General features: G+C 71.3%; 1 pseudogene. It reads left to right on the top strand.

Features of this window, described 5'->3' with window-relative positions:
- Window positions 1-2292, top strand: a pseudogene (locus tag ADK54_RS48780) (acyltransferase domain-containing protein); the annotation flags it as partial.

Raw genomic sequence — 2292 nt, 5'->3', positions numbered from 1 at the left:
GGTCCTGGGGTGTCCGGCCGCAGTACGTGGCTGGACACTCCGTCGGCGAGATCGCCGCCGCGCATGTCGCCGGGGTCTTCACGCTGGCTGACGCCTGCACGTTGGTGGCGGCCCGCGGACGGCTCATGCAGGCCCTGCCCGCCAGCGGTGCGATGGTGGCGCTCCAGGCCACCGAGGAGGAGGTTCTTCCGCATCTGATGGGTGGGGTGTCGATCGCGGCGGTCAATGGTCCGTCGTCGGTGGTGGTCTCCGGTGTCGAGGATGCGGTACTGGCCATCGCGGCGCGCTTCACAGCCGAGGGCCGCAAGACCAGCCGACTGCGGGTCTCGCACGCCTTCCACTCGCCGCTGATGGAACCGATGCTGGCCGACTTCCGCGCCGTCGCCGAGGGCCTGTCCTACGGCGAGCCGCGCATCCCCGTGATCTCGAACGTCACCGGCGAACCCGCCACCGCGGAGCAACTGTGCTCCGCGGGATACTGGGTCGGTCACGTCTGCGCAGCAGTGCGTTTCGCCGACGGGGTCAGCGCACTGGAAGCGCAGGGCGTCTCGGCGTACCTGGAGCTCGGCCCCGACGGCGCCCTCTCCGCGCTCGCCGCGGAGTCCGCGGCGGACGAGTCGGTACTGACCCCCGTACTGCGCAAGGACCGGGAGGAGACACCGGCACTCCTCACGGCTGTGGCACGTCTGCACGCCCGCGGCGTGCCCGTCGACTGGTCCGCCGTCTTCGCCGGTACGGGTGCGCGGTGGGTTGACCTGCCGACGTACGCGTTCCAGCGGGAGCGGTTCTGGCCGTCGGGTCGGGTGGCGCGTTCCGGTGATGTGCGGTTCGCGGGTGCTGGGTGCGGCGGTGCAACTGGCGGGCTCGGGTGGGGTGTTGTTCACCGGGCGGTTGTCGGTGTCCTCGCACCCGTGGCTGGCGGATCATGTGGTGCTGGGGTCCGTGCTGGTGCCCGGCACGGCACTGGTGGAACTGGTGCTGCGGGCGGCCGACGAGGTGGACTGCGGCGAGGTGGAGGAGCTGACGCTCGCCGCGCCGCTGGTGCTGCCCGCGTCGGACGGCGCGGTCCAGGTGCAGGTATGGGTCGGTGAGTCCGATGACGGGGGTCGCCGGCCGGTGTCGGTGCACGCGCGTGACGGAGCGGAACCGTGGACGCTGCACGCCAGTGGTGTCCTGGCCCCGGCTGCCGAAGCGCCGTCGTTCGATGCCGCGGTGTGGCCGCCGCAGGGCGCCGAGCCGCTCGACGTGGCGGGCTGCTACGAGCGGTTCGCGGACGCCGGGTTCGCTTACGGTCCGGTGTTCCAGGGCCTGCGGGCGGCCTGGAAGGTGGGCGATGACGTCTATGCGGAGGTCGGGCTTCCCGACGGCACGGACGGCGACGCCTACGGGCTGCACCCGGCACTCTTCGACGCGTCGCTGCATGCGGCGCTACTGGGTGGCGAAGGACCGGGCGAGAGGGGTGTCCCCTTCTCGTGGAGCGGGGTGACCCTGCACGCGTCCGGTGCCTCCCGGGTGCGGGTCCGCATTCGTGCCACCGGGAACGACACGTCGATCGCGATCGCGGACACCACCGGCGCGCCGGTGGCCTCGGTACGGTCCCTGACCGTGCGTCCGATCAGCGCCGGGCAGTTGCAGGCCGGCGATTCCCTCTTCAAGGTCGACTGGACCGGCATCCACCTCGCAGGCGAGCCTGTGGGCTCCCTCACCATGCTCGGCAAGGACGCCGAAGGCATCCTCGACGGACTCTCGCTCCAGCCCCACACGGATCTCGACGACATCGCGGAAGCGGGCGCCCACGAGATCGTGCTCGTCCCGCCGGCCATCGGGGCCGCCGGAACGGTGGAGTCGGTGCATGCCGCGGTGGTGGGGGCGCTGGGGGTGATCCAGTCGTGGTTGGCGGAGGACCGGTTCGTGTCGTCGCGTCTGGTGTTCGTGACGCGGGGTGCGGTGTCTGGTGCGGATCTTGCGGGTGCGGCAGTGTGGGGTCTGGTGCGGTCGGCGCAGTCGGAGCATCCGGGCCGTTTCGGCCTGCTGGATGTGGAGGGCGACGCCGAAGTAACGCTCATCCCGACGGCGTTGGCATCGGACGAGTCGCAACTGCTGGTGCGCGGCGAACAGGTCCTCGCCGCGCGGCTGGCCCGAGTGCAGCGGCAGGACACTCCCGCAGCCGGCGTCGAATGGGACTCGTCCGGGACGGTCCTGATCACGGGTGGTACGGGTGGTCTGGGGCGTGTGGTGGCTCGGCATTTGGTGGTGGTGCATGGGGTGCGGAGTCTGTTGTTGGTGAGTCGG

The sequence above is a fragment of the Streptomyces sp. WM6378 genome (assembly GCF_001279695.1).
Taxonomy (GTDB): Bacteria; Actinomycetota; Actinomycetes; order Streptomycetales; family Streptomycetaceae; genus Streptomyces.
Note: the sequence above shows the minus strand (reverse complement) of the source record. Positions and strands in the feature narration are given on the sequence as shown.